The following is a 3,115-nucleotide window of genomic DNA, read 5'->3' on the forward strand; positions in this document are numbered from 1 at the left end:
CACAAAACGCTCCGCCGACAACCCGGCCCGCCCCAGATAGCCCCGAGCCAGCTGTGCACCCGCGATATACAACTCGCCCACCACACCCGTCAGCACCGGCCGCAATCCCGGATCCAGCACGAACATCCGCGTATTCGCCACCGGACGACCGATCGGGGACGCGGAATCGGCGCCGTCCTGCATCGACCAAGTGCTGGCGTACACCGTCGCCTCGGTGGGGCCGTAGGCGTTCAGCAGCCGACGGGCCGACAGAGCCTTTCTGATGTGGGTCGCCACCGCTGCGGGCAGCCCCTCACCGGCGAGCACAACGGTCTCCGCCGTCACGTCGACATCGGAGTGCGCGATGACACCGGCGAGGGCGGACGGGACGGCGCTGATCAAGCTGACGTGGCGACGCGTGTCGGAGCCACGGTCGGCGAGGTCCAGCAGGTCGTGCAGGATCTCGGTGGTGCCGCCGCATATGAGGGGAGCGAACATCTCGAAGACCGACACGTCGAAATTGAACGACGTGGTGAGCAGCACATGCGCCAGGCCTTCCGCACCGAACTCGTCGACCGCCCAGCGCACGAAGTTGGTGGCATTGGCATGGGTGACGACAACGCCCTTGGGGCGGCCGGTGGAGCCTGAGGTGTAGATGACGTAGGCAGAGTTGCCCGGACTCAGCTCGCGCACACGGTGGGTGTCCGTCGGAGGCGCGGTCGGCCGGTCCGTGAGGGCAACGGCTAAGGCCGCGTCGTTCAGAAGCTGGATCGACGCGGATGCTCCGTGCGGGAGAGCCGAGGCCGCGCCGCGTGTCGACAGGATCAATACTGGCCGGGTGTCTTCGAGGAGGTAGTCGATGCGGTCCTGCGGATAGGACGGGTCGATCGGCACGTAGGCCGCCCCTGCCTTCAGCACAGCGAACACGGCTATGAGCGCCAGCTCGGTACGGGGCAGTGCGAGGGCGACGTAGTCCTCCGGACCCACGCCCAGCGAGATCAGATGATGGGCGAGTTGGTTGGCTCGTTCGTCGAGTTGGCGGTAGGTGAGTCTGCGGTTGTCGCTGATGACTGCGGTGTGTTCGGGGCTGCGGGCGGCCTGTTCCTCGAAGAGGGCGGGCAGGGTGGTGGGCGGGTACGCGCGGGTCGTGTTGTTCCAGGCAGCCAGCTGAGCCTGTTGCGTGGCGGGATCTGTCAGCGGAAGGTCACTCAGACGGAGATCGGGTTGGGTGCTGACGGTGTCCAGGAGCAGGGTGAAGGCTTGTGCCAGGCGGTCTGCGGTGGGTTGGTCGTAAAGGTCTGTTGCGTATTCGAGTACGCCGTGGATGCCGGTTGGGTGGCCTTGTGGGTCGAAGGTTTCTTCCAGCTCGGCGAACAGGTCGAATTTCGCGTTGCGTACGGTGACGGGCTCCGGTGCTGTGCGTACCGGGCCGAGCTCCAGTAGGGGACGTGCGTTGTTCTGCAGGACCAGCATGACCTGGAACAGCGGGTGTCGGCCTGCTGTGCGTGTCGGGTTCAGTTCTTCGACGACTCGCTCGAAGGGCACGTCCTGGTGTTCGTAGGCTGCCAGGTCCACCTCGCGTACGCGGTCCAGGAGCTCGGCGAACGAAGGGTTTCCGCTCGTGTCCGTCCGCAGGACCAGGGTGTTCACAAAGAACCCGACCAGATCCTCCAGCGATTCATCGGTGCGGCCCGCGGTCACCGAGCCCACTGGTACGTCCGTGCCCGCTCCGATGCGGGTCAGCAGGGCCACCAGCGCCGTATGCAGCACCATGAACACGCTCGCGCCCCGCTCCCGGGCCATACGCACCACTCGCGTATGCACCTCGGCGTCGAGGGACAGTCCGACCGTCGCCCCCTGGGACGACCCCACCGCGGGCCGCGGACGATCAGACGGCAGCGCCAACTCCTCAGGGGACCCTTCCAACACCTCGCGCCAGTAGCCAAGTTGGGTGCTGGTCATACTCGCCGCGTCATCCTGCGAGCCCAGCAGCTCCCGCTGCCACAACGTGTAATCCGCGTACTGCACCGGCAACGCGTCCCACACGGGAGGCTCGCCCGCGACCCTCGCCTGGTAGGCCCTGCCGAGATCGCGCAGCAGCGGCCCCACCGACCAGCCGTCACTGGCGATGTGGTGCAACAGCAGCAACAAGACCGCTGTGCCCGACTCCGAGTCCTGGAACAGCCAGGCCCGCACCGGAACCTCCGCCGCGAGATCGAAGCAGTACCCCTCCGCCTCCCTCACCGCCGCTTCAAGCCCACCGGCGGCCACCTCGACCACCGACAACCGCGCCACCGGCTCGCCGATCTCCTGATACGGCTCTCCCGCAAACACCGGATACCGGGTCCGCAGCACCTCATGCCGCCCCATCACATCAGCCAGCGCACTCCGCAGCGCTGCCTCATCTACCGTGCCGTTCAGCCGCATCCGCAGCGGAGTGTTGTACGTCGAGCTCGGCCCCTCCAGCTCCCGTAGAAACCACATCCGCCGCTGAGCGAACGACAACGGCAACCGCTCGGGACGCGCCCGCCTGCCCACCACCGGACGCCCACCCGAAACCCCCGCACCAGTCACCCCGGAATCCATCAACAACGCCAGCCCAGCCACCGTCGGCGCGTTGAACAACGCACGGATGCCCAGCTCCACGCCCCGCCCGGCCCTGATACGGCTGATCAACCGGGCCGCCAGCAGAGAATGTCCGCCCAGGTCAAAGAAGCTCTCCTCCGCCCCGACCCGAGCCGCGTCCACCCCCAGCACCTCGCCGAACAACCCCGCCAGCCACACCTCCGTCGGTGTCGCGGCTCCCCGGCCCGACCCCGCCGCGTACTCCGGGGCCGGAAGCGCCCGCCGGTCCAGCTTGCCGTTCGGCGTCAGCGGCATCCGTTCCAGCACCGTCACCACCGAAGGCACCATGAACTCCGGCAACCGCGCCGCCAACGCGGCACGCACACTCACCCCATCGACCACCACATCCGCCGCCGGCACCACATAGCCCACCAGCCGCCGGTCCCCGGGACGGTCCTCCCGCACCACCACCGCGGCCTGGACCACTCCGGCGCAGGCCATCAACGCGGCCTCCACCTCACCCGGCTCGATCCGGAAACCCCGCACCTTTACCTGATCATCAGCACGACCC

Annotated in this window: 1 protein-coding gene; it reads right to left on the reverse strand. The window is 67.8% G+C overall.

The genetic code is table 11. From position 1 onward, the window contains the following. Window positions 1–3,090, reverse strand: a 3,090-nt coding sequence (locus CCN51_RS50580; RefSeq protein ID WP_143676203.1) for a non-ribosomal peptide synthetase, incomplete at its 3' end; no start/stop codon positions are given. Window positions 3,091–3,115: the final 25 nt, after the last annotated feature.

Source organism: Streptomyces milbemycinicus (genome assembly GCF_002154605.1).
Lineage (GTDB): Bacteria > Actinomycetota > Actinomycetes > Streptomycetales > Streptomycetaceae > Streptomyces > Streptomyces milbemycinicus.